Origin of the sequence: Sphingomicrobium sp., from assembly GCA_036563485.1 — a bacterium.
Classification (GTDB): Bacteria; Pseudomonadota; Alphaproteobacteria; order Sphingomonadales; family Sphingomonadaceae; genus Sphingomicrobium.
The window spans coordinates 1,808,429-1,833,081 of sequence record DATCMI010000001.1; the positions used below are offsets into that span (position 1 = coordinate 1,808,429).

Here is a 24,653-nt window from a genome sequence, read left to right on the forward strand (position 1 = left end):
CTGAACGCACACGCAAATTGCGCTAAGTTATAGCAAAGGCGTCATATTCGACGGATATCCGGTCAGCCGAACCGAGGTCGTCAAAAAGGATTTCAAGGTGCAGAGCGACAATTTGGACTATTTGCGCCGGCGTGAGCTGGCAGAGCGCGCTGCCGCGAAGAATGCGACGTCCGGCGCCGCGCGCCGTGTCCATCAGGAACTGGCGCAAAGCTATGCCGAGCTTTCGCGTAGCGTCAGCGCCGCGACAGCCGGCCCGGGGAGCGCTTCCTAAGCCGCTTCGGCAATGGCCGAAGCTACGATTCCTTCGAACGCTTCGCCGGTCGGAAAATTCGCACCAACCCATTGATCTTCGATGCGGCGCAAGGTCCGCGCGACGATCGGTCCCGCGGGCAGTCCGCGGGCGATGAGGGCCCCACCGCCAATCGGCAGGCGCGGCGGCTGCCACTCGCGAATGCGGCGGGCCTCATCCGCCCTGCCGGCGAGCAGCAGCAAATCCACCGCGCAATCCGGGCCAAGGCGGTAGGAGAGTGCTTCGGGCGAGGCTTCGTCATGCGGCTGCGCGACGCAGGAGAGCCGCTTGCGCGCCTTGTTGGACAGCTTGAGCCTAACAGCGACGCTCTCTGCGACTTGGGGGGCGCGCGGCAGCAAGGCTGAAAGACGGCGAAGGCCGCTCGGCTCGAGGCCTGCCCCTCTCTCCGCGGCGAGCAGTCGCTCGAGTTCTTCAACTCGGCCTGCCGAGATCTCTGGGAGCACGGGCTTGAGAATCTCGCGGGCCAGCATGGTGGCTACCGTCATGCTCGGGTCGGTAAGCGCAAGGAGCTTCAGCAACTCATCGGCTATCCGCTCGCGCGACAATGCCATCAGGTCGTTGGCGCGGGCGGTGCACGCGTCCAGCGCATCCTGGTCCGGCTCTCCAGCCCCGAAGCGGGCGTGAAAGCGGAAAAAGCGGAGAATTCGGAGATGATCCTCGGCGATGCGCTTGAGCGGGTCGCCGATGAAACGGACATGCCGCGCCCTCAGGTCGTCGAGGCCGCCAAAATAGTCGAACAGCTCGCCGCTCGCCGGATCGGCCGAGAGCGCATTGATGGTGAAATCGCGCCGGGCCGCGTCCTCCTTCCAGTCGTCGGTGAACGCGACCGTGGCCCGGCGTCCGTCCGTCGTCACGTCCCGGCGCAACGTAGTCACTTCATAAGGATGTCCGTCGCTGACGGCAGTGACGGTGCCGTGGTCGATGCCGGTCGGCACCGCCTTGATACGCGCTGCCTCGAGGCGGCTCACAACCTCGTCGGGTTGAAGCTTCGTAGCGAGGTCGACGTCGCTGACCGGCAAGTCGAGGAGTTCGTCGCGAACCGCACCCCCGACATAGCGGGTCAAGCCTTCGTCGCCGCCGAGCGCAGCGAGCAGCCGTTGCATGCCCGGCCGCGAGCGCCACTTGTCTGGATCAAGGCTCAGCTCCACCGCAGCCTCCGCGACAGGTTGACGAGCATCGCCGCGGTCGCGCCCCAGATTCTTCGCTCGCCCCACATGATCTCGTAATAGTGCCGCTCTCGTCCCTGGAACAGCGCGCTTCGCCGTTGCTGGTTCGCCGGATCCAGGACGAAGGCGAGCGGCGCTTCGAACAGGTCGGCGACCTCGCGTTCATGTGGCCGAAGTGGCAGCCCGGGCGGGATCACCGCGACTACGGGCGTCACGATGTAGCCGGTTATGGTGCGATACTGGTCGACCTGGCCGACGACCTCCGCGGCTGAACGAGGGAGGTCGATCTCCTCATGGGCTTCGCGCAGCGCCGCGGCGACGGCGTCCTCACCATCGTCGATCCGTCCGCCCGGCAAAGCGATTTGACCGGCGTGCGTGCGCATGTCTGCGCGGCGAACGGTCAGGATCAGCCCGGGATCGGGGCGATCGGTCACCGCCACCAGGACGGCAGCATGAACGGAGGCGTTGGCGCGGACCTCGACATCGTCGCCGCCGATCAGGGGTCCTGGGCTTGGCTCGGCGAGGGAAGCGCGCAGCCGCTCGGCAATTCCGGTCACGAAGCATCCAGGGGGAAGAAGTGCCCGCTGCTCCAGACGCCCGGCGGATCCGCGCCGTCGGCGAGAGCAAGTTCCGCGAGCTCGTAATAGACCGGCCGCGCGAGCTCGGCCTCAAGGCCGTGACGGACGAGCAGGCGGGGCGAGGGGCCTTGGTCTGTCTCGACGATCTGCAGGGGATGATCGGCGTCGAGGATCACCGCATCGCCGCTGTCCAGGCGGAAGGCGATTACACCGTCGCGGCCTTCGCCTTCGCTATGCAGTTCGACGGCGCGGAACGCGGTGCTCTCCACTTCGATGTCGAGCTTTTCGACTGGGGTGACGAGGACGTGACTGCCGTCCGCCTCGCGCCGTAGGATGGTCGAGAAGAGGCGGACCATCGCTTCCCGCTCGATCCGCCTTCCCTGATGGTACCAGGTGCCGTCCCGGGCGATCCGCATGCCGGATTGGCCGCAATGATCGGGGTTCCAGCGATCGACCGGCGGCAGGCGGCGCTCGTCGAGCAGCTGCTGAAGTTGCGAAAGGCTGACGCCTTGCAAGTCGATCGGTGGGCGGCTCTCGGGCACGGCTCCACTAGGCACGCGAAGGCAGGCGAGGCAATCCAAAGCCTTGCGCGAGCGCCTCTGCTCGGTCAGTCGGTGGCGCATGACGCCACAGCGCACCGCGATCGTCACCGGCGCTGCCCGACGGGTGGGGCGAGCGATCGCCGATGCCCTTCTCGCCGACGGGTGGGCCGTAGTCGCGCACGTGCATCATGAGAATGACGACGTGCCTGCCGGCGCGGCCAAGGGCGTCGCGGACCTTGTGGACCCTGGCTGTGCCGAAACGATCTTTGCGGCGGCGGAGGGGCTGCCGCCGGTGCGTTTGCTGGTGAACAATGCCGCGCGCTTCGCCTGGGACGGGTTTGGCGAGTTCAACGCTGGCGAGTTCGACACGCACATGGCGGTCAACGTGCGAGCGCCGGCGCTGCTGATCGAGCGCTTTGCGGCAGTGCAAGAGAATGAGCGGGATTCGCTGATCGTGAACATCCTGGACGCCAAGCTGGCCGCGCCGAACCCCGACTATCTCAGCTATACTCTGTCCAAGCAGGCGCTTGCCGGCTTGACCGAACTGGCGGCGCGCGCACTTGGGCCCCGCGGGATCAGGGTCAACGCGATCGCGCCTGCGCTGATGCTTCAGTCGCCGGGGCAGAGCGAGGAGAATTTCAAAAGGATGCACGGCCACAATCCACTAGGGCGCGGCGTATCACCGGCGGAGGTCGTCGAGGCGCTGGGCTATTTCGTCGGGGCGCAGTGCGTCACCGGCCAGACCATTGTCATCGACGGTGGGCAGCGGTTCCTTGGGCTGGAGCGCGACGTACAGTTCATGGAGGGCGAATGAGCGAGCCTAAGCTGGTGGGGCTGGTACCCGAGCGGCTGCGCGTCCGAAGCGCGCGTATCCTGCTGGAAGGCATGGAAGTGGTTACCGACATCGGCTTCCACGACTTCGAGGTCGGAGCGCCGCAGCGGCTGCTGGTGACGGTTGAAATCTGGCTTGAGGACAGGGACCTTCCGGCTGAAGACGATCCGGAGCTTGCCTGGAATTATGACTTCCTCCGCAGGGAGGTCGAAGAGGTTGCGAAAACCCGGCGATTCAACCTGCAGGAGACTTTCGCCCACGTGGTGTTCGAGCGTCTGGCTGCTTTCCGTGGTGTCCGGGATCTCAGGGTCCGCACGTCGAAGCCGGACGTCTATGCGGACGCGCAGGGCGTCGGTGTTGAAATTGCGTCCTTTTCCGGAGTTTGGCCCGACGCTTAGATGATGTTTGCGCGAAAGGGGGTTTCACGCCTTCCGCCTCTGGAACAAAATCCGTTGCGCGGCCTTTGAGCCAGTTATAAGGAAGCGCGCTTGCCGCTGATGTCATGGTATTACATCGGCGGATCCAAGAAGCGGCAGGGCGCGCGTCGGAACGCCCAGTCTTGGCCGCGGGCAACCGCGGCGTGTCGAGGAGAATTGCGGGTTAAATGTCCTACGCGCAACGCAAAGAGCTGACCGGCAACCGGACGTTCTCGATCGTGATGACTGCTGCCGTCGTGGGCGGCCTGATGTATGCGATCGTGACCGGCCTTGCTTACCAGGTCATCAAGAAGACGGCTGAGGACCTCAAGGTCGTCGATATCGAGCAGCCGCCGCCCCCTCCGCCGGAGGAGCCGCCTCCCCCGCCGAAGGATATGCCCAAGGTCCCGCCGCCGCCGATGACGCCGCCGCCGGTGGTCAGGATCAATACGCCAGAGCCGCCGATCCGGACGGTCGAAGCGCCGCCGGTGCTTCCGCCGGTCGCTCCGCCGGTCATGTCGCCGCCCCGCCCGCCGGCGCCCCCGGCTCCGGCACCGGCGCCGCGCAAGGTCCAGTCGGCGCAGAGCTCGAAGGGTGACCTTCGCGGCCTGTTCACCGGCGATGACTACCCTGCCGCAGCCATGTCTTCGGGTGCGGAGGGAACTGCCCAGGCGCAGCTGACGATTGGCGCTGACGGCCGCGTGACCGGGTGCAACATCATCCGTTCGGCCGGCAACGGTGCCCTGGATTCGGCGACCTGCAACATCCTGCGCCGCCGCGCCAAGTTTACCCCAGCGCGCGACAGCAACGGCAATGCGACGACGGATACGATTACGACGCCGCCCATTACCTGGCGTCTCGAAGGCTAATCACACTTTAGATCGTCTGAACCCAGATATTTTCAGAAGGAAGTTCGAGCATGCAAGAAGCAGCACACGGTGGTGAGAGCCCTTATGGCCTCCTCCCGGCTCTCCAGCAGGGCGGTATCATCGCTTGGTCGGTGTTCATCATCCTCGTCGGAATGTCGATTTTCTCATTCTACATTCTCTTTACGAAGCTGATGCAGCAGCAGAAGATCATCAGCCAGGGCCGCAAGGTCCGGTCCAGCTTCTGGAATTCCAGCAATCTGCGCGAAGCCGCGACGAAGCTGGATGACCGCAGCGCCTACCGCTCCATCGTCGACGACGCGCTCGTCGCCCAGGACCAGCACGGCAAGCTGACCGACCCGATCGACCAGCATGACTGGATGGCCAACAGCCTGGCGCGCAGCCAGGGTGCGATCGGCGCCCGTCTCGGCGAAGGCCTGGCCTTCCTCGCGACCGTCGGTTCGACCGCGCCGTTCATCGGCCTGTTCGGTACCGTCGTCGGCATCTACCGCGCGCTGATCAAGATCGGTGCTGCTGGCCAGGCGTCGATCGACGCGGTCGCCGGCCCGGTCGGTGAGGCGCTCATCATGACCGCGCTCGGCCTGGTCGTCGCGGTTCCGGCTGTGCTTGCCTACAACTGGCTGATCCGCCGCAACAAGTCGATCATGGAAGACCTCGCGGCCTTCACGAACGACCTTCACGGCTATCTGATGTCTGACGGCAAGGTGAAGCCGCAGCTCGGCGGCCGCACGGGTCCGGCCGTCAAGGAGACTGCCGCGACCAAGACTGGCGGAGCCCCGACGCAGCCGGGCAGCGAACCGCTTCGTACCGGCCGCACCCAGAGCTCCGCTCAGGCGACGCCGACCGTCAAGTAAGCAGCAAAACGGGCGGAGCCCGGCTCATGCAGCCGCGGTTCCGCCCCGTTTGAAGCAGGAAAGAAACCAGCCGTATGGCAGGAACAGTAATCCAAGACGGCGATGAAGACGCCGCCATGTCGGACATCAACGTCGTTCCGTTGACCGACGTCATGCTGGTGCTTCTGATCATCTTCCTGATCACCGTGCCGGTCGTAGTCCAGCAGGTGCCCGTCGAAATTCCGAAGCTCCGCTATGAGCCGACGACGACCAAGCCGGAGAACGTCTCGCTGAGCGTTCGCAGCGGCCCTGGCGGTGCTTGCGAAGTCTACTGGCTGCTTGAGAAGGTCGACCAGAAGCAGCTGCTCGACAAAGCGGTCAAGAAGCTGGAAGACCAGATCAAGGCCGTCGGCGGCACCGCGAACATCACCGAAGACAATATGCCGGAAGCGCATATTCGTGGTGACGTGAACACCCAGTACAAGTGCATCGGTGCAGCGATCGTGACGATGCAGGCAGCAGGTTTCCAGCGCGTCGGATTCATTTCCGAGCCGCCTGCGAACAACGCTGCAGGTTAGGAGTAGCTCGCCATGTCAATGCAGACCACTAGCGACAATAACAGCGGCGAGCCGATGCTGGACATCAACGTGACGCCGCTGATCGACGTCATGCTGGTTCTCCTGATCATGTTCATCATCACCCTGCCGATCCAGACTCATGCCGTGAAGCTGGACCTGCCCCAGGCGACGAACGAGCCGCCGCCGCCCGTCGATCCGGTGAAGAACACGGTCGGCGTGACGGCGCAGGACCAGATCACCTGGAACGGCAATCCGATCAACGCCGCCCAGCTGCGCGAATATCTCGACGTTACGCAGCAGATGAACCCGGTTCCCGAGCTGCACCTGCAGCCGGACGCGACTGCGCGCTACGAGACGGTTGACCAGGTGCTGGTCATCACCAAGCAGGCGCACGTCCAGAAGATGGGCTTCGTCGGCAACGAATATTACCAGAACGTCTTCTAAGCGCGCGCGCTTAGAGGCGGAGAGGGCGGTTCCTTCGGGAGCCGCCCTTTTCATATGTCCAGCATACTGGCGCTCGAGAAACTGCCATGCCATTGCTCGCACCAATGAATGACCAGCGCCGCTTCGCCGTCGTCATCCTTGCCGCCGGGCAGGGCACGCGCATGCGCTCCGACACCCATAAGGTCTTGCACCCGATCGCCAGCAGGCCGCTGCTGCTCCACCTGCTCGACTGCGTCGATGCGCTCGGTGCCGAGAACAGGGTTGTCGTCGTCGGCAAGGGCCGCGAGCAGGTCGAGAAGGCGATCAACGGGCGCAACGTTTCGATTGCGATCCAAGCAGAGCAGAAGGGCACGGGTCATGCCGTGCAGCAGGCCGAGGAAGCACTCCGCGCCTATGACGGTCCGGTCATCATCCTCTACGGCGATACCCCATTCGTCGAAGCCGATACGTTGCGGCGGATGCTCGACCGCCTTGAAGGTGACGACGGCCCGGGCATCGTCGTGCTCGCCTCTCGGCCCGACGATCCGCTGAAGTACGGGCGCATCATCCTTGGCGAAGGGGACCGCATCGCCAAGATGGTCGAGTATAAGGATGCGACCGAGGCAGAGCGCGCGGTGCGCTTGTGCAATTCGGGCATGATGGCCGTCCGCGGCCCGGACCTGTTCCGCTGGCTTACGAAGGTCGGCAACGACAATGCGGCGGGCGAATACTACCTCCCTGACATCGTCAACATCGCGGCTGCGGAGGGTCGCGAGGCGGTGGTGATTGAGGGCGATCCGTACGAGACGGCGGGCGTGAACAGCCGCGCCGAGCTCGCACATCTGGAGCTGGAATGGCAGCGGCGCCGGCGCGAGCAGGTGCTCGACGAAGGCGCGACGTTGATCGATCCGGAAAGCGTCTGGTTTGCCTACGACACCAAGCTCGGCCGCGACGTCACGGTCGAGCCGCACGTCGTCTTCGGTCCGGGGGTGCAGGTGGGCGACGGCGCGACCATCCATGCATTCAGCCATATCGAAGGAGCGAGCATCGGGGCGAAGGCGAGCATCGGCCCGTTCGCGCGGATCCGGCCCGGCACGCGGCTGGCCGAGCGGACCAAGGTCGGCAATTTTGTCGAGCTGAAAAAAGCGACGGTCGGCGAAGGCGCCAAGGTCAATCACCTGTCGTACGTCGGCGACACGGCGGTCGGCGCGCGCGCCAACATCGGCGCCGGCACGATCACCTGCAATTATGACGGCTTCGGCAAGTATCAGACCGACATTGGCGAGGGTGCGTTCATCGGCTCGAACACGGCGCTTGTTGCGCCGGTGAGGGTTGGTCAGGGGGCAATCGTCGGCGCCGGATCCGTGATCACGCGCGACGTGGAGCCGGATAGCCTGGCCGTCGAACGCAATGAACAGAAGACGATCGCCGGCTGGGCGCGGCGGTTTCGTGAACGAATGACCGGGAAGGCGGCCGAGTAGATGTGCGGAATTGTCGGGATCGTCGGCACCAGCGACGTAGCGCAGCGGCTGTTCGACGGGCTGAAGCGGCTTGAATATCGGGGCTACGACTCGGCGGGCATCTGTACGATCAACAATGGCGCGCTCGAGCGGCGCCGGGCGGAAGGCAAGCTCGACAATCTCGCCCGTGAGCTGCAGGCCGAGCCGCTCCGCGGGATCACCGGGGTTGCGCATACGCGCTGGGCGACACACGGGGCACCGACGGTCAGCAACGCCCATCCGCATATCATCGGCGGCGTGGCGCTGGTCCACAACGGCATCATCGAGAATTTCAAGCCGCTTCGGGACGAGCTGATTGCCGAGGGACGCGAGTTCAGGAGCGAGACCGATACCGAAGTCGTCGGCCACCTCGTCGCTCGTGAGATCGAGCGCGGCGCCGGGCCGCAGGACGCGGTCGCGACCGTTCTGCCGCGGCTGACGGGCGCATTCGCGATCGCATTCCTGTTCCGCGATCACCCCGACCTGATCATCGGCGCACGGCGCGGGGCGCCGCTGACCGTCGGCTATGGCGACGGTGAGAATTACCTCGGCTCCGACGCACTTGCGGTTGCGCCGTGGACCCAGCGTATTGCCTATCTCGACGAGGGCGACTGGGCGGTGGTTCACCGCGACCACATCGAGATCTTCGACGCCAACAACAATCGCGTCGAACGCGAGGTCGTCCAGTCCGGCGCGTCGTCGGCGCCGGTCGAGAAGGGCAATTACCGCCACTACATGCAAAAGGAGATCTTCGAGCAGCCGATCGTGGTTGCCCAGACGCTCCAAAGCTATGTCCGGCCATTCGAAGGCGAGGTCGCGCTGCCGACCGGCGACCTTGATCTTGCCGAGGTCAACAGGGTCACCATCGTCGCCTGCGGCACGAGCTATTATGCGGGGCTCGTCGCAAAATATTGGATCGAGCAGTTCGCGCGCGTGCCGGTCGACATCGATGTGGCATCCGAGTTCCGCTACCGCCAGCCGGTGCTGGAGCCGGGCGGCCTGGCGCTGTTCATCAGCCAGTCGGGCGAGACGGCGGACACGCTGGCGGCGCTGCGGCATGCTCGAGCGGAGCAGCAGCGCATTGCCGTTGTGGTCAACGTGCCGACCAGCTCAATGGCGCGCGAAGCGGACCTGTTGCTGCCGACGCATGCGGGGCCGGAGATCGGCGTCGCATCGACCAAGGCGTTCACGTGCCAGCTCGCGGTGCTTGCGGCGCTCGCGGCCAACCTAGCGCGCGCGAAGGGGCGTCTGAGCGGCGACGAGGAGCGCGATGTCGTCGAGAATCTGCAGATGGCCCCGGCTGCGCTCAACGCTGCGCTCAACCATGACGACGATATTGCAGCGATGGCGCACCTCGTCGCTCCGGCTCGCGACGTGCTCTACCTCGGCCGCGGGCCCGATTACCCGATGGCGCTCGAAGGTGCGCTGAAGCTCAAGGAAATCAGCTACATCCACGCCGAAGGTTATGCCGCGGGCGAGATGAAGCATGGGCCGATCGCACTGATCGACGACAATGTGCCGGTCATCGTCCTCGCCCCGTCAGGGCCGCTGTTCGAGAAGACGGTCAGTAACATGCAGGAGGTCCGCGCCCGCGGCGGCAAGATCGTCCTGATCAGCGACGCCGAAGGGATTGCCGAAGCGGGCCATGGCTGCATTGCGACCATCGAGATGCCGCGCGTGCATCCGTTGATCGCACCGCTCGTCTATGCCGTACCGGTGCAGCTGCTCGCCTACCATGTGGCGGTGCTCAAAGGCACCGACGTCGATCAGCCGCGCAACCTGGCCAAGAGCGTTACCGTCGAGTGAGGAGTCTCTAGACCGAGACTTCGTTCATCGTCGTCAGTTCGGGCTCCGGCAGGCGGTCCTTGAACTGAGCCTTCAGCTCCTTCTTGCGCGCGGCGAGCTGCTCACCGATCGCGTCGAGGTCGAGCTTGCCCTTGCGCGCCTGCGAGAAGATGCCGCCGGCACCTTCCTCCTCCTCGACATGATGCTCGATTTCTTCCTGGAGCACCTTCACCTTGGTGTCGAAGAAGTCGTCAGACCCGCTTTCATTCGCTTCAATTTCCGCGATCATCAGCTTGGCCGCGTCGTGTTCGACATAACCTTCCTTGATGTCCTCTTCGTCCACCACCTCTTTGCAGGCCGGGTAGAAGATTTCCTCTTCGAGCATCGAGTGGATCGTCAACTCGAGGCAGATCTGCCGCGCAAGCTTTTGCTTTCGCCCGTCGCCCTTGGCTGATTCGAAGTCCTTGAACAGCTTTTCGACTTCGCGATGGTCTTCCTTGAGAAGCGCAATGGCGTCCTGGGATTTGCTCTCGGCCATTTGGCTCGTCTCCTGTTGATCTTTCAGGAGGCGAAACAAACCGGCGTGCTCGTATGTTCCTGCCGGCGCGATGCGTCATGAGAATGTCACATTGGCCAAGGGCGCAAGCCTCGACTGGAAGGCCGCAGGCTATCTGATCTCGATCGCCAGCGTCCTGTTTCTGGGGGCGGTCGCCGCAGCGAAGGAAAATCCGCCTTCCTGGTATTATCCCGCGCTGATCATCGGCATGCTGACTTCAATCGCCGGCATGGGCTGCCGCTACATGGCGCACCTGCACCAGAAGCGGGAGATCGCGAGGGCGAAGCAGGGCGGCGCCTAGCGCGGATTGTCGCCGCTGCTTTCGGGCTCCGCTGCCTCGGCAGCTGGCTCGCTGGGCTTCTTGTCGAGCTCCAGCCAATCGCGGGCGGGCAGGTGGTGGATCATGTCCATGACTTCGAATTCAAGCCCACCCGGCTGCCAAGTGTCGCTGTTCCACAAGGCGACGACGCCGCTTTTCTTCTGCGGGTCGAAGAGGATGAAGGAGCGGTAGCCGCGGATGCCGCCGCGGTGGCCGACGATGCGGTGACCCGCATAATCGTAGCTGCGCCAGCCGTATCCGTACCAGGCGGTGCCGATGCGCTCGAGGAACTTGCGGAGGCGGGCCCGTTCGCCGGGCGTCTTCACATAAGGCGCATGGAGGATCCTGAGTGCCTTGGCGTCGAGCACGTCGGGCATGTCACCCATTTGGGCGATCATCCACAGGGCCATGTCCTTGATGTTGCTGTTGACGCCGCCGGCGGCCGGAACCTTGTAGTAAGTATCGACAATCGGCGCCGGACGGCGGCCACTGAAGTGGGGACGAGCCCAGCTTCGGTTCGATTGAAGCCCTGCCATCGAGACGCTGCCGCTGGTCATGCCGATGGGATTGAACAGCTTGCGCTTGACCGCCTGTTCGTAAGGCATGCCGGTGACGCGCGACACCGCTTCGCTGGCCGCGTCATAGGCGACGTTCTGATAGGCCCAGCAGGTCTTGGGCGCGCAGATGCCGTCGAGGGTGACCAGCTGCGATCTAAGGAAGCTCGGGTCCTGTCCTTCCTCGAGCTTGTTGTCGAAGGCATGCCGGTAGAGGCCGAGGCGGTGGGACAGGACGTCGCCGACAGTTGCGACATTTTCATTGCCGCGGGGGAGGTGAAGGTCTGGGGCGTAGTTGGCGATCGGCGCGTCGAGGTCGATCTTGCGTTCTTGAGCGAGCTTCACAACCATCGTCGCGCCGAGGCCCTTGGATACCGAGGCCCAGCGGAAGACCGTCTGCGGTGTGACCGGATCGCCCGAGCCCGCCAGCGTTTCACCATAGCCCTTGAGGAAGGTGATCCGCCCGTTTTCGACGATCCCCACCGCGAGTCCGACCATGGTCGGACGTTGCATCAGAGCCTGCAGGCGACGGTCTATCGCGTCATAGTCGATGTCCTGGCGTGCGGCCGTCGAGACTTTGCCGAGGGTAACTTGTGCGGCAGTGGGCTTGGGCGTGTCCTGGCCCGCAGAGTCCGGGCGCAAGACCAGCAGCGACCCGGCAACGACAGCGGCCAGCGTGCTGAGCCCAAAGACATGACCGAGCTTCAAAGGAAATTTCTCCCAACCCCGGAAGCATCTGTGGCGGGCCCGGAGTCGGCTCTCAAGACGCTTCAGCTGTGTTGCGGTGAAGCGAGTCGGTTGCGCGACGAACTGCGCTGCTGCTGGAAATGACGAGACGCGTCGCGTAGACGCGGCCGAATGCGATTTCTCTCGACGGTCATCTGGGCACTGTTGGCGGTGGTGATCGCCCTTTTCGCCTACCGCAATTGGGCAGACGTCACGCTCAACCTGTGGGGCAACATCCAGGCCGATGTGAAGATACCGGTGCTGCTGTTCACCTTTTTCCTGCTCGGCTTCCTGCCGACATGGCTACTAATGCGTGCGAGGCTTTGGGGGTGCAGGCGCCGGCTGGAGGCGGTGGAGCGGACGCGTGCGTCAATCGGTCCGGCGGAGCCGCCCGCTGTGCAGGAACCGATCGTCGAATGAACCCGATCTTCGTCGCGATCGACACGCCGGAGCTGCCCCGCGCGATGGAGATTGCGCAGGCGGTTCGGGACCATGCAGGGGGGCTGAAGCTCGGGCTGGAGTTCTTTTCGGCTCACGGGCCCGGCGGCGTAAGCGAAGTGGCGTCGCTTGGACTGCCGATCTTTCTCGACCTGAAGCTGCACGACATTCCGAACACTGTCGCCAAGGCGGTCAAGGCGCTTGGCCCTATTAATCCGGCGATCCTCACAGTGCATGCGGCAGGGGGCGGGGCGATGTTGCGGGCCGCGAAAGAGGCGGCTTCGGCGGTTACCAAAGTGGTCGGGGTGACCGTTTTGACCAGCCTCGACGAAGCCGATCTGCGGGAGGCGGGCGTGAGCGGGTCTCCTGCGGAGCAGGTCCAGCGCCTCGCGGCACTCGCACGCAAGTCCGGGATCGACGGGATCGTCTGCTCGGGCGCGGAAGTCGGTGCGGCGCGTCGGGCATGGGGCGACGGCTTCTTCGTCGTGCCGGGGGTCCGTCCAGCCGGGGCGGAAGTCGGTGACCAGAAGAGAGTGACGACGCCGGCACAGGCGCTGGAAGACGGGGCGTCGGTGCTGGTTATCGGCCGGCCGATCACCGGCGCCACCGATCCTCGGCAGGCGATCATGGACATTGCCGCGTCCCTGGCGCAGACGCCCGCCTGAAATCTTAGGAAGCGAAGACGATGAGCTGGTTGAGCCGAGTCCGCAGCGGCATTCCCTTCTTGCCGAAGCGGCAGAGCGTGGAGAACCTTTGGCACAAATGCTCCAAGTGCAGCACGATGGTGTTCGTCAAAGAGTGGGAAGAGAATTACAGCGTCTGCCCGCGCTGCAACTTCCACGACCGGATCGGGCCGCCGAAGCGCTTCGAGCAATTGTTCGACGCCGGGCAGTATGAACTGCTGCCGGCGCCGGAGGTCCGCGAGGACCCGCTGCGGTTCAAGGACACCAAGCGCTACACCGATCGCCTGAAAGCGGCCCGATCCGCGAACGGTGAGCGGGACGCGCTGGTGAATGCTCGGGGCAGGATCGACGGGCACAAGGTGATCGTCGGCGTGCAGGATTTCGCGTTCATGGGCGGCTCGATGGGGATTGCCGTGGGCGCCGCATTCGTCGCCGGCGTGCGCGCGGCGATTGCCGACAAATGCCCCTACATACTCTTCACGGCTGCGGGCGGTGCGCGGATGCAGGAGGGCATCCTCAGCCTGATGCAGATGCCCAAGACGACCGTCGCGCTCGCGGAGCTCAAAGAAGCGGGGCTGCCTTACATCGTCGTGCTGACGGACCCGACGACGGGCGGGGTCACGGCATCTTATGCGATGCTGGGCGACGTGCAGATCGCCGAGCCGGGCGCGCTGATCGGTTTCGCCGGGCAGCGGGTGATCGAGCAGACCATCCGCGAAAAGTTGCCGGAAGGGTTCCAGCGTGCGGAGTATCTGCTCGAGCACGGCATGATCGACATGGTCGTGTGGCGCGGCGACCTGAAGGAGAAGCTGGCGCTGCTGATCGGGTACCTGGCGCCGGAGACGAAAGAGGCCGCCTGATGGCGGACTTTGCTCGGTCGGAGCATCCTGACGTCCAAGCGCAGCTGAACCGCCTTTCGAAGACATCGCCGCTTGGAGACCGGCTTGGCCTCGAACGCGTGTCCGCGGTGCTTGAGCGGCTCGGCCGGCCGCAGGACCAGCTCCCGCCCGTGTTCCATGTCGCCGGGACCAACGGCAAAGGATCGACGGTTGCCTTCCTCCGCGCGGCACTCGAGGCGGCCGGCCATAAAGTGCATGTGTTCACCAGCCCGCATCTGGTGCGGTTCAACGAACGGATCAGGGTTGCCGGCAAGCTGATCGAGGACGAGGCGCTCGCCGCCACGCTGGCGGAGGTCATCGATGCGGGCGAGGGGATCGAGCCAAGCTTTTTCGAAGTCGCGACAGTGGCGGCATTCGTGGCTTTCGCGCGCGAGCAGGCGGATGCCTGCGTGCTGGAGGTCGGCCTCGGCGGGCGGTTGGATGCGACCAACGTGATCGATTGCCCGCTGGTGACGGGAATCACGAACCTGGGGCTGGATCACCAGCAGTTCCTTGGAAACTCGCTGCCGGAGATCGCGGGTGAGAAGGCGGGCATTGCGAAGCGCGGCGTGCCGCTGGTGACGCAGCCTTATCCAGCTGCTGCGGCGAGCCGGGTCGGGGAGATCGCTCATGAGCGCGCCGCGCTCTGGCTGCCGCGCGGCGGTGAGTGGGACGCGATCGCTCAGCAGGGCAAGCTCCGCTACCACGATCACCGCGGTGAGATCGAACTGCCGCTCCCGAGATTGGCGGGGCGTTTTCAGACGATGAATGCAGCGCTGGCGGTCGCGATGCTCCGCCACCAGGACGCACTTCGGGTGCCCTTGTCAGCCATGGCGGCGGGAATCGGCTGGGCCGACTGGCCGGCACGGCTGCAGCGGCTGAATCAGGGCCCGCTCACCGGCGAGCGCGAGGTGTGGCTGGACGGCGGTCACAACCCGAGCGCCGCCCGCCAAGTCGCCGCGTTCGTGAAGCAGAAGTTCGCGGACGGACGCCCGCTGCACCTTGTTTTCGCGAGCCTATCGACGAAGGACCCGCGGGGAATGCTCGAGCCGTTCAGCACGCTGGTCGCTGGAGTGCACATGGTCCCCATTCCGGAGCACGCCTGCTTTCCACCGGTCGAGCTGTTGGAAGACGCTAGGGGACTCGGCCTGAGGGCCGAGGCTCACGAGGGGGTCGCAGACGCGCTCGAGCAAATACCGGCTGGAGCGCGGGTGCTGATCTTCGGCTCGCTTTACCTCGCGGGGAGCGTGCTTAAGGCGAACGATCAAGTTCCGGACTGAACGGGTTTTCCCGTTTCCTGCTGGGGATGTTCGGCACGGACGTCCCCGCTGCCCTCGACACCGGCGGTGCCAATCGACTGGTCGATGAGTCCGGCCCGCATCATGATCCAGAAGAGGATGATGCCCGGAAGCGCCGCTGCGGTTGTGAGCAGGTAGAAGTTCACATAACCCATGGCATCGATCAGCGAGCCCGCGGTGGTGCCGGTCAGGAACCGTCCGACGATGCTCGCTGCCGCCGAGATCAAGGCATATTGGGACGCGGTGAAGCGCAGGTCGCAAAGCGCCGAGAAATAAGCGACGACACAGACGCCGCCGATACCGCTGGCCGTGTTCTCGAACCCGATGGCGGCGGCCATACCGATGTTGCTGTGGCCGCTCATCGCCAGCAGCGCGAAGCTGAAGTTGGAGACCGCCATCAGGATGAGGCTGATCAGAACCGAACGCTTCATTCCGAGCTGGGCGTAGAGGATGCCGCCGATGAAGATGCCGATCAGATAGGCCCAGAAGCCAACGCCGACATCCCAGATAGCGATCTCGTCATTCGTGAACCCGAGATCGTCGAAGAGCAGGCGGAAGGTGAGGTTCGCGAGCGTGTCACCGATCTTGTGCAGCAGGATGAAGAGCAGGACGAGGAACGCGCCCTTGCGCTGGAAGAACTCCACAAACGGCCGCCAAACGGCAGCGACGGCACCCCCGACGCCTTTGCGTTCGCTCCGGACGTGCCGCCGTTCGGGTTCGCCCATGATCAGAGCCGTCAGCATCGCGGGGAGAGCCAAGGCCGCGCAGGCGAGGTAGGCGGCCTCCCAGCCTTGGCGGGCGGCGACGACCAACGCTAGCGCGCCGGCCCCGGCCGAGCCGATCCGCCAGCCGTACTGCGACATGCCTGAGCCGACGCCGAGCTGCCGCGGCTCAAGAATCTCAATGCGATAGGCGTCGATGACGATATCGAAGCTGGCGCCGGCAATGCCCAGCAGGATCGCGGCAGTCACGACGCCGCTGATTCCATCCGCGGGATCGACCAGGGCGAGATTGGCGACAGCGGCGATCACCAGCGCCCCTGTGACCAGCATCCACGAAACGCGCTGCCCGAGGCGGCCGAGGACCGGCAGGCGAACGCCGTCCACGATCCACGCCCAAAGAAATTTGAAGTTGTAAGCCAGGAAGACCAGCGTGAAGGCGGTGATCGTCGACTTGTCGATGCCGCCCTGCTTGAGGCGCGTCGTCAGCGTCGCGCCGATCATCGCATAGGGAAAACCTGACGAGATGCCGAGGAAGAGCGCCGCGAGAGGTGCGGATTCGGTGTACGGGCGCACACCCGCCGGCAGCACAGCCCGCCAGCCCGATACCTCTTGCGCCTGTGCTTCCGCCATCGATGAACCCCCTTGCAACCTGATTGCCGCCGAAGATTAGCCAGCTTTCACGGGCTGCCTAGCCCCGCGATGAACGGAAGCTCTTTAGCTGTCGCCGTCGGTGGCGATGAACAGCTCTACGCCCTTCGGCGGCTTGACCTTTTCACCTTGCATGTGGCGATCGACGCATTCGATCGCCTTGCACAGCTGGCGTTCGCTGTAAGGCTTGAGCACGCAGCCAATTGCGAACTCGGCGGCGCTTGGGAATGCGTGACCCGTTGCGAAAAGCGTGGGGATGCCCTTCTTTTTCGCGACGCGGGCGAGGTCGATGCCCGTCTGGTCCTTCTTCAGGCGAACGTCGCTGAGGATCAGGTCGACCTGCTCGCGGTCGATGATCTCTAGCGCTTCTTCGAGGTCGTCGACCGTCGCTACGACCTCGTAGCCTGCGTCGCCGAGCATATTTTCATTCTCGAAGGCGGTCAGCGGTTCATCCTCGACGATGAGGATGCGCTTGACGACGCGCTTGCGCTTCCCGAACAGCATGTGAAACCCCAATGACCTCGCCACCGCAACGTCCGAATAAGCGTCAAGTGCCGCCGACGCGCAAGCGAGGCCGCGCTGTGCCCGCCGCGCCACAACCACGCGAGGGCGGGGCGCAGCGCATCGCCAAGCTCCTCGCCCGCGCCGGTATAGCATCGCGCCGTGAGATCGAGCGGATGATCGCCGACGGGCGCATCAGCCTCAACGGGGAAAAGCTGACCACGCCGGCAACGCTTCTGGAGAGCCTGGAAGGCGTGACAGTCGACGGAAAGGCGGTGCGTCCGGCAGCGGCGACACGCTTGTTCCGGTTCTACAAGCCGCAGCGAGCCATCACCGCAGAGCGGGATCCCAAGGGACGCCCGACGATCTACGACAAGCTGCCCTCCGGGCTGCCGCGGTTGATGCCAGTTGGGCGGCTGGACTTCCTGACCGAGGGCCTGCTGCTGCTGACGAACGATGGCGAGCTGAAGCGTCAGTTGGAGCTTCCGCGCACGGGAATCGTCCGCACCTACCGTGCGCGAGCCTTCGGTGAGGTGACGCAGGCGCAGCTCGAGGATCTGGCGGATGGCGTCACGATCGAAGGCATGCATTACGGCTCGATCAACGCGAACCTGGAACGGAGAACCGGGCGCAACTGCTGGATCGAGATGAGCCTTACGGAAGGCAAGAACCGAGAAGTGCGGCGGGTTCTCGAGCATTTGGGGCTACAGGTGTCGCGGCTGATCCGGACCTCTTACGGGCCGTTCACGATTGCGGGCATGGAGCCGGGGGACGCGGACGAGATCGCCGCCAGCGATATCGGCGCATTCCGCAAAACGCTGGGATGAGGATCATCGCCGGCGAATGGCGCGGGCGAACCATCGACGCGCCGCAGGGGGGCACGCGTCCGACTGCCGACCGCGTTCGCGAAGCCCTGTTCTCGATGCTGATAAGCCGTCTCGGCAGTTTTGATGGACTGCGCGTCGCGGACCTGTTCGCCGGGAGCGGCGCATTCGGCCTCGAAGCCCTGTCGCGTGGCGCCGCGACGGCCACATTCGTCGAAAACGATGCCGCTGCAGCCGCGGTGATCAAGCGCAACGCGGAAAAGCTCGGCGCGACTGAGCGGACACGCGTTTTGTTGGGCTCGGCGCTGGCATTGCCCCGCAGCGAACCGTTCGACCTGGTTTTTGCAGACCCGCCCTATGCGAGCGGATCAGGCACGGAAGTTGCCCAGGCTATCCAGCAAGCGGGCTGGGCTGCGGCCGGGGCGTGGATCGCGATAGAGACAAGCCGCGGGGAGCCGGTCGAGCCGGGCTCCCTAGCGGTCGATGCGGTCCGCGAAGCGGGGCGCGCGCGGCTTACGCTTCTGCGCTGCCCTTAGACTGCTTGGCGGCTTCGCGGATCTCGTCGAATTCATTGGCGAGACGGCGGCCGATCGCCGCAGCCGCGGCTTTGCCGGCTTCCTTGACGGCCTTGCCCGCCTTCTTGCCACGGCGCCCGTCCTGACTGTTGAACCCGTGCTCAGCCAGAGCGGCGAGGGCGGCGGTGGCCGCCACAGCCATCAGCTCGGCGACGAGCGGGCTCTGAAGCAGCTTGATGAAAGCATCGCCCATGCCTTCCTTGGCCGAGGAGCCGCCGCCGTTGCCGCCGCTGGTGGAGGAGGTGGTTGCGACCGCGGTGGTCTTTTTCTCGCCGCTGCCGGTCTTGCCGCCGCTGGTGCCGCTCTTGGTGCCGCTCTTCGTTGTGGCCTTGGCCATTCTGTTCTCCTGGTTGGCTGTTGCACCTCAAACTCGCGGGAGACGGTGCGTATCCCGCGAGCGAGGTTCGGCCCAAGAAACGGGCCTATGCCGCTGGGGCCGCGCCGGGTACGCAGCGCGGCCCTCGGCAGCTACGCGCCGATATAAACGGGTGTCCCGACGTCGGTCACCGAATAGAGTTTCTTGGCAAATGACGCGGGGAGACGGACACAGCCGTGGCTGGCGGGCCGTCCCGGAATGGCGCCGGCGTGCAGCGCAATTCCGTATTGATCGATGAACTGAGTGAACGGCATCGGAGCGTTGTCGTACTTGCGCGAGCGATGCATCGTCTTCTTGGTGTGGACTGAGAAGATGCCGGTCGGCGTCGGATGCGAGCTCCTGCCGCTGGACACCGTGGTCACGGCCATCAGCGTATCGCCACGATAGAGGTAGGCGAGCTGATCGCTGAGACTGACGACGACACGTTCAGTGCCGGCGCTTTCCGGGACATCGCGCCAGACATATTGTCCGGGCTTCAAAGTCTTCGGTCCGAACGCCTCAAGCATATCGGAACGCGCCTGCACGGCGGCGTCGGTCGCCTGCATCTTGGCTTCATAAGTCTCCAGCGCGGACGCCGGCGTAATCGCAGTCGTAGTCGCAAAAACGCACGAACCCGTCAGCGCCAGCGCGAGTGCTAGCTGCTTCATTTTACACCTGAAATTAGTTGTTGACTTTTGCGGTGGAAATGCATCGGCAGCGAGTCGGGTTCCGCGGAATCGACTTGTTGCCCGTTCGGCTCCGATCAGGCGCCCCGGAAATGAACCGGGTCAGCCTCGCCGAGTTAGGTCATTCGAAAGGCAGGGTGACCGATGTCAGACCGCGAAGAGCTGGTGCAGGAAGAAAAGCGCAAGTCGCCACTTTCCGGCCGTGAAATTGAGGAAGCGAGCGAGAAATCGAGCACAAGCGCGAAGGTCGTCCACGAGGCCGTCCGCATCGAAGGCACCGAGGAAATCGAGCGGCCGGCAAGCTCGCTGTGGTGGTCCGGGCTCGCGGCGGGGCTGACCATGGGATGCTCGATGATCGGGCAGGGCCTTTTGATGGCCGAGCTTCCCGAAGCGCAGTGGCAACATCTGGTTGCGAGCTTCGGCTACACGCTCGGCTTCCTGTTCGTGACGATGGCGCGGCAGCAGCTGTTCACGGAAACGACCCTGACTGCCATGCTCCCCTTCCTGCATGGGACCCATCCGGCGCGCGATGTCGTCCGCTTTTGGGCGATCGTGTTCGCGGCCAACATGGTCGGAACGCTGCTTCTGGCGGCAGCGGCCACCATCCCTGGATTGTTTCCACGGGAGACCGTGCACGCTTTTACAAAGCTTGGCGTCGAAGCGGTTGAGCCCGGCTTCTTCGCTGTCCTGATCAAGGCGGTGTTCGCAGGGTGGCTGATCGCCCTGATGGTGTGGCTAATGCCTGCAGCTTCGTCCGCCAAGTTCCTCGTCATCGTTGCAGTCACGTGGCTGATCGCTGCGGCGAAATTTTCCCACGTCATCGCCGGTTCGATCGAAACAGCGTTCGCAGCGATGCAGGGCGATATAAGCTGGGGACAACATCTGGTCGGCTTTCTGATCCCGGCGTTCATCGGCAATTCGATCGGCGGGATCGTCTTCGTCGCGCTACTCAACCACGCGCAGGTCAAACAGGAAATCTGACGAGTTCGCGCGATCTAACATGAATTATTTCACGCAACCCGTTGATGCGGTGGGCGTTTAGGGAGCCAAGTAGCAACTGCTCTGGTTCGACAATGAATGTCTCTTCGCCCGATTGGGCCAGTTTCCCCGCGGCGCTCCAGCCCCTGAGCTCGGCGCTGCGTTCAGCTTTCAAAGCCGAGAATGGATTGCCGGCAAACTTGCTCCGGCTGCTCAGCAGGATGGGTGGTGAGTCGGGGGGCGGCCGTCCCGAGGAGCGGCGTTAGAAGCCCGTTCCTAAGGCGCGCATGAGTGCAATTGCGTCCCCTGCACCTGCCGACGACGCAGTATTATCGAAGATACACCAGCAATCTCTAGCGTCGAAGGCGCCGATCGCGGCGGCGAGTTCGTCGATGCGGTCGCGGTAACTCGAACGGTAGGCCACCGGCGATCCGTGCAGCCGCCAGTAGTTCAGTCCTCCCCATCCTCCGGGCCTTGCCGCAGCCTCGTTGAGGGCAGGATCGGCCGCGACCCGCGCCACCCGGAACTCAGTGAGGAGGGCATCGCCTTCTGAGGTGAACCAGCTGAGATGGCGCGGCTCGCATACGATCGCGGCGGCCGTTCGTCTCTGAAGGCTGGAGAAGAAGACGGTGACCACGTCAGCGTCGAACTCGAGCTTGGGCGGGAGCTGGATCAGCAGCACGGCCAGCTTGTCGCCCAACCTCCCAGCTTCGCTGATGAAGGCATCAAGTTCGTCTTCGCACCCTACGAGCTTGCGTACGTGCGTGATCGCCTTCGGCACCTTCACCGAGAAGCGAAAATCAGATGGAACGCTCTCGCGCCAGCGTTCCCAGGTCGAAAGTCGGTGGGGTCGATGAAACGAGCTGTTGATCTCGGCGACGGGAAAGTGGGCGGCATAGCGCTCGAGCCCCGAACCCTCGGTCGGGAAGACGCTCGCGAGGTCACGCGGGATCGACCATCCGGCAGTGCCGATTTTGACGTTCATGAGGGCGACAACGACGCGACCCGGCGCGCGGTTCTTTCACCCGGTCGAAGCAGGAAGGTTTCGGCCGGAACGGGCGGCCTCCTCGAACGCTGGACGGGCAAAAGGAGAAGCAAGATGTTGAGACGAATGATCTTTGCAGCCGGCATGGGCTATCTGATGCGCCGCTTCATGGGCGGGCGCGGGATGTCCCCCGGCTATTCGCGTTCGGGAATGGGCTGGGGCCGCTCCGGCTTTGGTGGCCGCGGCCGCTGGTAGTCCATGACGATCAGCCGGCCGTGACGAAGCTGTCTAAGACCTTCTTGCGGCCGGCATGTTCGAAATCGATCTCGAGCTTGTTGCCTTCGATCACGGCGATGGTTCCGTAGCCGAACTTCCCGTGGAACACGCGTTGGCCGAGGGACAAGTCGGTGCGGCCCTTGTTGCCCAGGGACACGGCTGACGCGCGTGATTCGATTACCCGCGCCGGCTCGGCGTTGAACCGGCCGCCGCTGGCGCGCTGCCAGCCGGGACCCCGAGTGCTTGCGCGGTTCGACTGAGCGGCAGCAAGGTGAGCGAACGGATCGGTCCGCCCCGACCATTGCGCCCGCCACAGGCTCTCGCCCCCCGTCATGGTGGTCTCTTCCTCGATGTGGTCCTTTGGCAGTTCGCCCAGGAACCGCGACGGTATCGAGCTGGTCCACTGACCGTAGATGCGCCGGTTCGCGGCGTGCAGGATGGTACAGCGGCGCCGCGCGCGGGTGATCGCGACGTAAGCGAGACGGCGTTCTTCCTCGAGGCTAGCGAGCCCGCCCTCGTCCAGCGCCCGTTGTGACGGGAACACGCCTTCTTCCCAGCCGGCGAGGAAAAGGGTGTCGAACTCAAGTCCCTTGGCCGCGTGGATTGTCATGATCGTGACGCGTTCGCCTTGGCGCGCCTCGTCATTGTCCATGACCAAGCTGACATGCTCGAGAAAAGCCTGGAGCGATTCATATTCTTCCATGGCGCGCGTGAGCTCGGCGAGGTTCTCGAGACGGCCCGCGCTTTCGGCCGAGCGGTCGGCCTGAAGCATTGCGGTGTAGCCGCTTTCGTCCAGCATGATCCGAGCGAGCTCGGGGTGCGGTAGCTCCGACGCCATCTGCCGCCATCGCGCAACTTCGGCGACGAAGGCTCCAAGGCTGCGGCGGGCTTGGGGAGTCAGCTCATCGCTGTCGAGGAGGGTTGCTGCGGCGAGGAGCAGCGGCTGTCCGGTCGCCCCGGCATGACGATGAATGGTCGCGATCGCTTTGTCGCCGAGTCCCCGCTTGGGCGTGTTGACGATCCGCTCGAAAGCAAGGTCGTCGGCGGGCTGGGTGATCAGGCGAAGATAGGCGATGGCATCCCGGATCTCGGCGCGCTCATAGAAGCGGAAGCCGCCGATGATCTGATACGAAAGCCCGATCGCGATGAAGCGCTCTTCGAACTCGCGGGTTTGGAACTGAGCGCGAACGAGGATGGCGATGTCGTCAAGGCTGCCGCCGGAGCGCATATGTGATTCGGCCTGCTCGCCGACGCGCCGTGCTTCTTCGGGACCGTCCCATACCCCAATGATGCGCACCTTCTCGCCTTCGCCGGTGTCGGTCCAAAGCCGTTTGCCGAGACGCCCGGTGTTGTGGGCGATCAGCCCGTCGGCCGCCGCGAGGATGTGCGAGGTCGAGCGGTAATTCTGTTCGAGGCGGATGATGGCCGCGCCCGGGAAGTCCTTTTCGAAGCGAAGGATGTTAGCGACCTCCGCCCCGCGCCACGAATAGATCGACTGGTCGTCGTCACCGACGCAGCAGAGGTTCCGGCGCGGCTCGGCGAGTAGGCGCAGCCATTCGTACTGGCCCTGGTTCGAGTCCTGATATTCGTCGACGAGAATGTAGCGGAAGCGGTCGCGATAGGCTTCGAGCACGTCGGAGTGAGTGCGGAAGATGACGAGCATGTGGAGCAGCAGGTCGCCGAAATCGCAGGCGTTCAGCGTACGCAGGCGCTGCTGGTACTGAGCGTAGAGTTCAGCGCCGCGGCCGGCGGCGAAAGCTTCCGCTTCGCCTGCGTCAATTTGCGACGGCGTCCATCCCCGGTTCTTCCAGCGGTCGATCAGGCCGGCGAGCTGACGGGCCGGCCAGCGCTTCTCGTCGAGGTTCGCGGCCTGGATCAGCTGCTTGAGCACGCGCAGCTGATCGTCGGTATCGAGGATGGTGAAGTTCGATTGCAGGCCGACCAGTTCCGCATGGGTCCGGAGCATGCGCGCGGCTACGGAGTGGAAGGTGCCGAGCCACGGCATCCCTTCAATCGCGCCGCCGGAGATGCGGGACACGCGCTCCTTCATCTCGCGCGCCGCCTTGTTCGTGAAGGTGACGGCCAAGATCTGGCTTGGCCATGCCCGGCGGCTGGCAATCAGGTGCGCAAGGCGAGCGGTCAGCGCGGACGTCTTGCCTGTGCCGGCGCCGGCCAGGACCAAGACGGGCCCCTCGGTGGTGAGCACAGCCTCCCGCTGCGGCGGGTTGAGCCCGTGAAGATAGGGCGGATCGTGGGCGAGAGTGGCGGATTCGGGCACAGGTCCGAAGTAGGGGGAGGGGAACGGAACGGCAACCGAGGAGGCGCGATCCGGCAGTTGCGGGAAGGTTCCCCTGATTGTGCCCGATATCCACGGTATCCACAGGGTCAACCCCGCATTTTCCGCTTCCGCGACTCGGCAGCGAGGAGCATAAGGAATGGGTGATCGGGACGGCGGTCCCGGCCTCATCGGAAGACCGGAAACGGGAAGAAGATGCGGCAGGTGACCAAAGGTCCGATCTCCGCCGGCAGGAATTGGGAAGCACCTTTCGAGGTTCTTCTCGGGCCAGCCGGGAAGAGGCGCCGGAAGAGTCGATTTTCCTCAAGCGCGACGCGGCTCCTGAAGGTCTTCGGACCGGAGGTGAGCAAAGCGAAACGCGAGAGAGGTCGACCCAAGAAGGGCCGCGGAACACCGGGCGGTTTTGGCCCATGAGACCTCGGTTTCATGAGGACGGGCCGGAAGAGCGAAAGGCAAGCGAACCTTCGGGCGGCGCAGTCGAGTAGGTCCAAGGCTCCTCGCAAGAG

29 protein-coding genes are annotated in these 24,653 nt (G+C 64.5%); 18 read left to right on the forward strand and 11 right to left on the reverse strand.

The annotated features are described in order from the left end of the window. Positions 1 to 97: 97 nt before the first annotated feature. The gene (locus VIL42_09410; GenBank protein ID HEY8593064.1) at positions 98 to 271 is read left to right on the forward strand and encodes a hypothetical protein; all 174 of its coding nucleotides are present in this window, start codon (positions 98 to 100) and stop codon (positions 269 to 271) included. Here VIL42_09410 and VIL42_09415 read toward each other — a convergent pair. The 3 genes from VIL42_09415 to VIL42_09425 are packed head-to-tail and all read right to left on the reverse strand — an operon-like array spanning position 268 to position 2,596. Continuing rightward, entirely contained in the window at positions 268 to 1,452 is a 1,185-nt protein-coding gene (locus VIL42_09415; protein ID HEY8593065.1) for a CCA tRNA nucleotidyltransferase, read from the reverse strand. The genes VIL42_09410 and VIL42_09415 overlap by 4 nt on opposite strands. Then, positions 1,449 to 2,033: a CoA pyrophosphatase gene (locus VIL42_09420; GenBank protein HEY8593066.1), complete on the reverse strand. Its 585-nt coding sequence runs from the start codon at positions 2,031 to 2,033 to the stop codon at positions 1,449 to 1,451. Before VIL42_09420 ends, VIL42_09415 begins: the two co-directional genes overlap by 4 nt. After that, a complete protein-coding gene (locus VIL42_09425; protein HEY8593067.1) occupies positions 2,030 to 2,596 on the reverse strand; it encodes a DUF1285 domain-containing protein in 567 nt (188 codons plus the stop codon). Before VIL42_09425 ends, VIL42_09420 begins: the two co-directional genes overlap by 4 nt. Before the next feature lie 79 nt (positions 2,597 to 2,675). Between VIL42_09425 and VIL42_09430 the strand changes: the two genes are divergently transcribed. From VIL42_09430 to glmS, 8 genes are all read left to right on the forward strand, one after another. Further along, complete coding sequence (locus VIL42_09430; GenBank protein HEY8593068.1) at positions 2,676 to 3,410, forward strand: SDR family oxidoreductase; 735 nt, start codon at positions 2,676 to 2,678, stop codon at positions 3,408 to 3,410. Then, complete coding sequence (locus tag VIL42_09435; GenBank protein HEY8593069.1) at positions 3,407 to 3,826, forward strand: dihydroneopterin aldolase; 420 nt, start codon at positions 3,407 to 3,409, stop codon at positions 3,824 to 3,826. Before VIL42_09430 ends, VIL42_09435 begins: the two co-directional genes overlap by 4 nt. A gap of 206 nt (positions 3,827 to 4,032) precedes the next feature. Next, a complete protein-coding gene (locus VIL42_09440; protein HEY8593070.1) occupies positions 4,033 to 4,713 on the forward strand; it encodes a TonB family protein in 681 nt (226 codons plus the stop codon). Between the two features lie 50 nt (positions 4,714 to 4,763). Further along, positions 4,764 to 5,585 (forward strand): MotA/TolQ/ExbB proton channel family protein, encoded by an 822-nt coding sequence (locus tag VIL42_09445; GenBank protein HEY8593071.1) that lies wholly within the window; start codon positions 4,764 to 4,766, stop codon positions 5,583 to 5,585. A 74-nt stretch (positions 5,586 to 5,659) separates the two neighbouring features. Then, positions 5,660 to 6,142: a biopolymer transporter ExbD gene (locus VIL42_09450; GenBank protein HEY8593072.1), complete on the forward strand. Its 483-nt coding sequence runs from the start codon at positions 5,660 to 5,662 to the stop codon at positions 6,140 to 6,142. Between the two features lie 12 nt (positions 6,143 to 6,154). After that, positions 6,155 to 6,586: a biopolymer transporter ExbD gene (locus tag VIL42_09455; GenBank protein HEY8593073.1), complete on the forward strand. Its 432-nt coding sequence runs from the start codon at positions 6,155 to 6,157 to the stop codon at positions 6,584 to 6,586. A 104-nt stretch (positions 6,587 to 6,690) separates the two neighbouring features. Continuing rightward, the gene (glmU, locus tag VIL42_09460) at positions 6,691 to 8,046 is read left to right on the forward strand and encodes a bifunctional UDP-N-acetylglucosamine diphosphorylase/glucosamine-1-phosphate N-acetyltransferase GlmU (protein ID HEY8593074.1); all 1,356 of its coding nucleotides are present in this window, start codon (positions 6,691 to 6,693) and stop codon (positions 8,044 to 8,046) included. Further along, the gene (gene glmS, locus VIL42_09465; GenBank protein ID HEY8593075.1) at positions 8,047 to 9,870 is read left to right on the forward strand and encodes a glutamine--fructose-6-phosphate transaminase (isomerizing); all 1,824 of its coding nucleotides are present in this window, start codon (positions 8,047 to 8,049) and stop codon (positions 9,868 to 9,870) included. Positions 9,871 to 9,877: 7 nt separating this feature from the next. On the opposite strand, the gene VIL42_09470 is transcribed toward glmS, so the two are convergent. Next, on the reverse strand, positions 9,878 to 10,387 hold the full coding sequence (locus tag VIL42_09470) for a hemerythrin domain-containing protein (GenBank protein ID HEY8593076.1): 510 nt from the start codon (positions 10,385 to 10,387) through the stop codon (positions 9,878 to 9,880). 91 nt (positions 10,388 to 10,478) lie between these two features. Between VIL42_09470 and VIL42_09475 the strand changes: the two genes are divergently transcribed. Continuing rightward, positions 10,479 to 10,706, forward strand: coding sequence for a hypothetical protein (locus tag VIL42_09475; GenBank protein ID HEY8593077.1), 228 nt, complete (start codon positions 10,479 to 10,481; stop codon positions 10,704 to 10,706). Here VIL42_09475 and VIL42_09480 read toward each other — a convergent pair. Beyond that, positions 10,703 to 11,986: a serine hydrolase domain-containing protein gene (locus tag VIL42_09480; GenBank protein ID HEY8593078.1), complete on the reverse strand. Its 1,284-nt coding sequence runs from the start codon at positions 11,984 to 11,986 to the stop codon at positions 10,703 to 10,705. The two genes, VIL42_09475 and VIL42_09480, sit on opposite strands and share 4 nt — an antisense overlap. A 150-nt stretch (positions 11,987 to 12,136) precedes the next feature. Between VIL42_09480 and VIL42_09485 the strand changes: the two genes are divergently transcribed. The 4 genes from VIL42_09485 to VIL42_09500 are packed head-to-tail and all read left to right on the forward strand — an operon-like array spanning position 12,137 to position 15,283. Further along, complete coding sequence (locus VIL42_09485; protein ID HEY8593079.1) at positions 12,137 to 12,424, forward strand: hypothetical protein; 288 nt, start codon at positions 12,137 to 12,139, stop codon at positions 12,422 to 12,424. Further along, on the forward strand, positions 12,421 to 13,107 hold the full coding sequence (gene pyrF, locus VIL42_09490) for an orotidine-5'-phosphate decarboxylase (GenBank protein ID HEY8593080.1): 687 nt from the start codon (positions 12,421 to 12,423) through the stop codon (positions 13,105 to 13,107). The genes VIL42_09485 and pyrF overlap by 4 nt, the downstream gene beginning before the upstream one ends. Positions 13,108 to 13,127: 20 nt before the next feature. Beyond that, complete coding sequence (accD, locus tag VIL42_09495) at positions 13,128 to 13,985, forward strand: acetyl-CoA carboxylase, carboxyltransferase subunit beta (GenBank protein HEY8593081.1); 858 nt, start codon at positions 13,128 to 13,130, stop codon at positions 13,983 to 13,985. Next, positions 13,985 to 15,283: a folylpolyglutamate synthase/dihydrofolate synthase family protein gene (locus tag VIL42_09500; protein HEY8593082.1), complete on the forward strand. Its 1,299-nt coding sequence runs from the start codon at positions 13,985 to 13,987 to the stop codon at positions 15,281 to 15,283. The genes accD and VIL42_09500 overlap by 1 nt, the downstream gene beginning before the upstream one ends. On the opposite strand, the gene VIL42_09505 is transcribed toward VIL42_09500, so the two are convergent. Next, entirely contained in the window at positions 15,268 to 16,653 is a 1,386-nt protein-coding gene (locus tag VIL42_09505; GenBank protein HEY8593083.1) for an MFS transporter, read from the reverse strand. The genes VIL42_09500 and VIL42_09505 overlap by 16 nt on opposite strands. Positions 16,654 to 16,737: 84 nt before the next feature. Then, positions 16,738 to 17,175, reverse strand: coding sequence for a response regulator (locus VIL42_09510; protein ID HEY8593084.1), 438 nt, complete (start codon positions 17,173 to 17,175; stop codon positions 16,738 to 16,740). 11 nt (positions 17,176 to 17,186) lie between these two features. Between VIL42_09510 and VIL42_09515 the strand changes: the two genes are divergently transcribed. Beyond that, the gene (locus VIL42_09515) at positions 17,187 to 17,999 is read left to right on the forward strand and encodes a pseudouridine synthase (GenBank protein HEY8593085.1); all 813 of its coding nucleotides are present in this window, start codon (positions 17,187 to 17,189) and stop codon (positions 17,997 to 17,999) included. After that, positions 17,996 to 18,532, forward strand: coding sequence for a 16S rRNA (guanine(966)-N(2))-methyltransferase RsmD (gene rsmD, locus VIL42_09520; protein ID HEY8593086.1), 537 nt, complete (start codon positions 17,996 to 17,998; stop codon positions 18,530 to 18,532). The genes VIL42_09515 and rsmD overlap by 4 nt, the downstream gene beginning before the upstream one ends. On the opposite strand, the gene VIL42_09525 is transcribed toward rsmD, so the two are convergent. Together VIL42_09525 and VIL42_09530 are read right to left on the reverse strand one after the other, a co-directional pair. Continuing rightward, positions 18,510 to 18,908 carry a hypothetical protein gene (locus VIL42_09525; protein ID HEY8593087.1) on the reverse strand — a complete coding sequence of 133 codons (399 nt, stop codon included), beginning with the start codon at positions 18,906 to 18,908 and terminating at the stop codon, positions 18,510 to 18,512. The two genes, rsmD and VIL42_09525, sit on opposite strands and share 23 nt — an antisense overlap. A gap of 131 nt (positions 18,909 to 19,039) precedes the next feature. Beyond that, complete coding sequence (locus VIL42_09530; GenBank protein HEY8593088.1) at positions 19,040 to 19,594, reverse strand: L,D-transpeptidase family protein; 555 nt, start codon at positions 19,592 to 19,594, stop codon at positions 19,040 to 19,042. 162 nt (positions 19,595 to 19,756) lie between these two features. Between VIL42_09530 and VIL42_09535 the strand changes: the two genes are divergently transcribed. Then, the gene (locus VIL42_09535; GenBank protein ID HEY8593089.1) at positions 19,757 to 20,593 is read left to right on the forward strand and encodes a formate/nitrite transporter family protein; all 837 of its coding nucleotides are present in this window, start codon (positions 19,757 to 19,759) and stop codon (positions 20,591 to 20,593) included. Between the two features lie 259 nt (positions 20,594 to 20,852). Here the strand turns inward: VIL42_09535 and VIL42_09540 are convergent, their stop codons facing one another. After that, a complete protein-coding gene (locus tag VIL42_09540; GenBank protein ID HEY8593090.1) occupies positions 20,853 to 21,575 on the reverse strand; it encodes a DUF72 domain-containing protein in 723 nt (240 codons plus the stop codon). Between the two features lie 114 nt (positions 21,576 to 21,689). On the opposite strand from VIL42_09540, the gene VIL42_09545 reads away from it, so the two are divergent. After that, positions 21,690 to 21,830: a hypothetical protein gene (locus tag VIL42_09545; protein HEY8593091.1), complete on the forward strand. Its 141-nt coding sequence runs from the start codon at positions 21,690 to 21,692 to the stop codon at positions 21,828 to 21,830. A gap of 10 nt (positions 21,831 to 21,840) precedes the next feature. On the opposite strand, the gene VIL42_09550 is transcribed toward VIL42_09545, so the two are convergent. Next, positions 21,841 to 24,129, reverse strand: coding sequence for a UvrD-helicase domain-containing protein (locus VIL42_09550; GenBank protein HEY8593092.1), 2,289 nt, complete (start codon positions 24,127 to 24,129; stop codon positions 21,841 to 21,843). Positions 24,130 to 24,653: the final 524 nt, after the last annotated feature.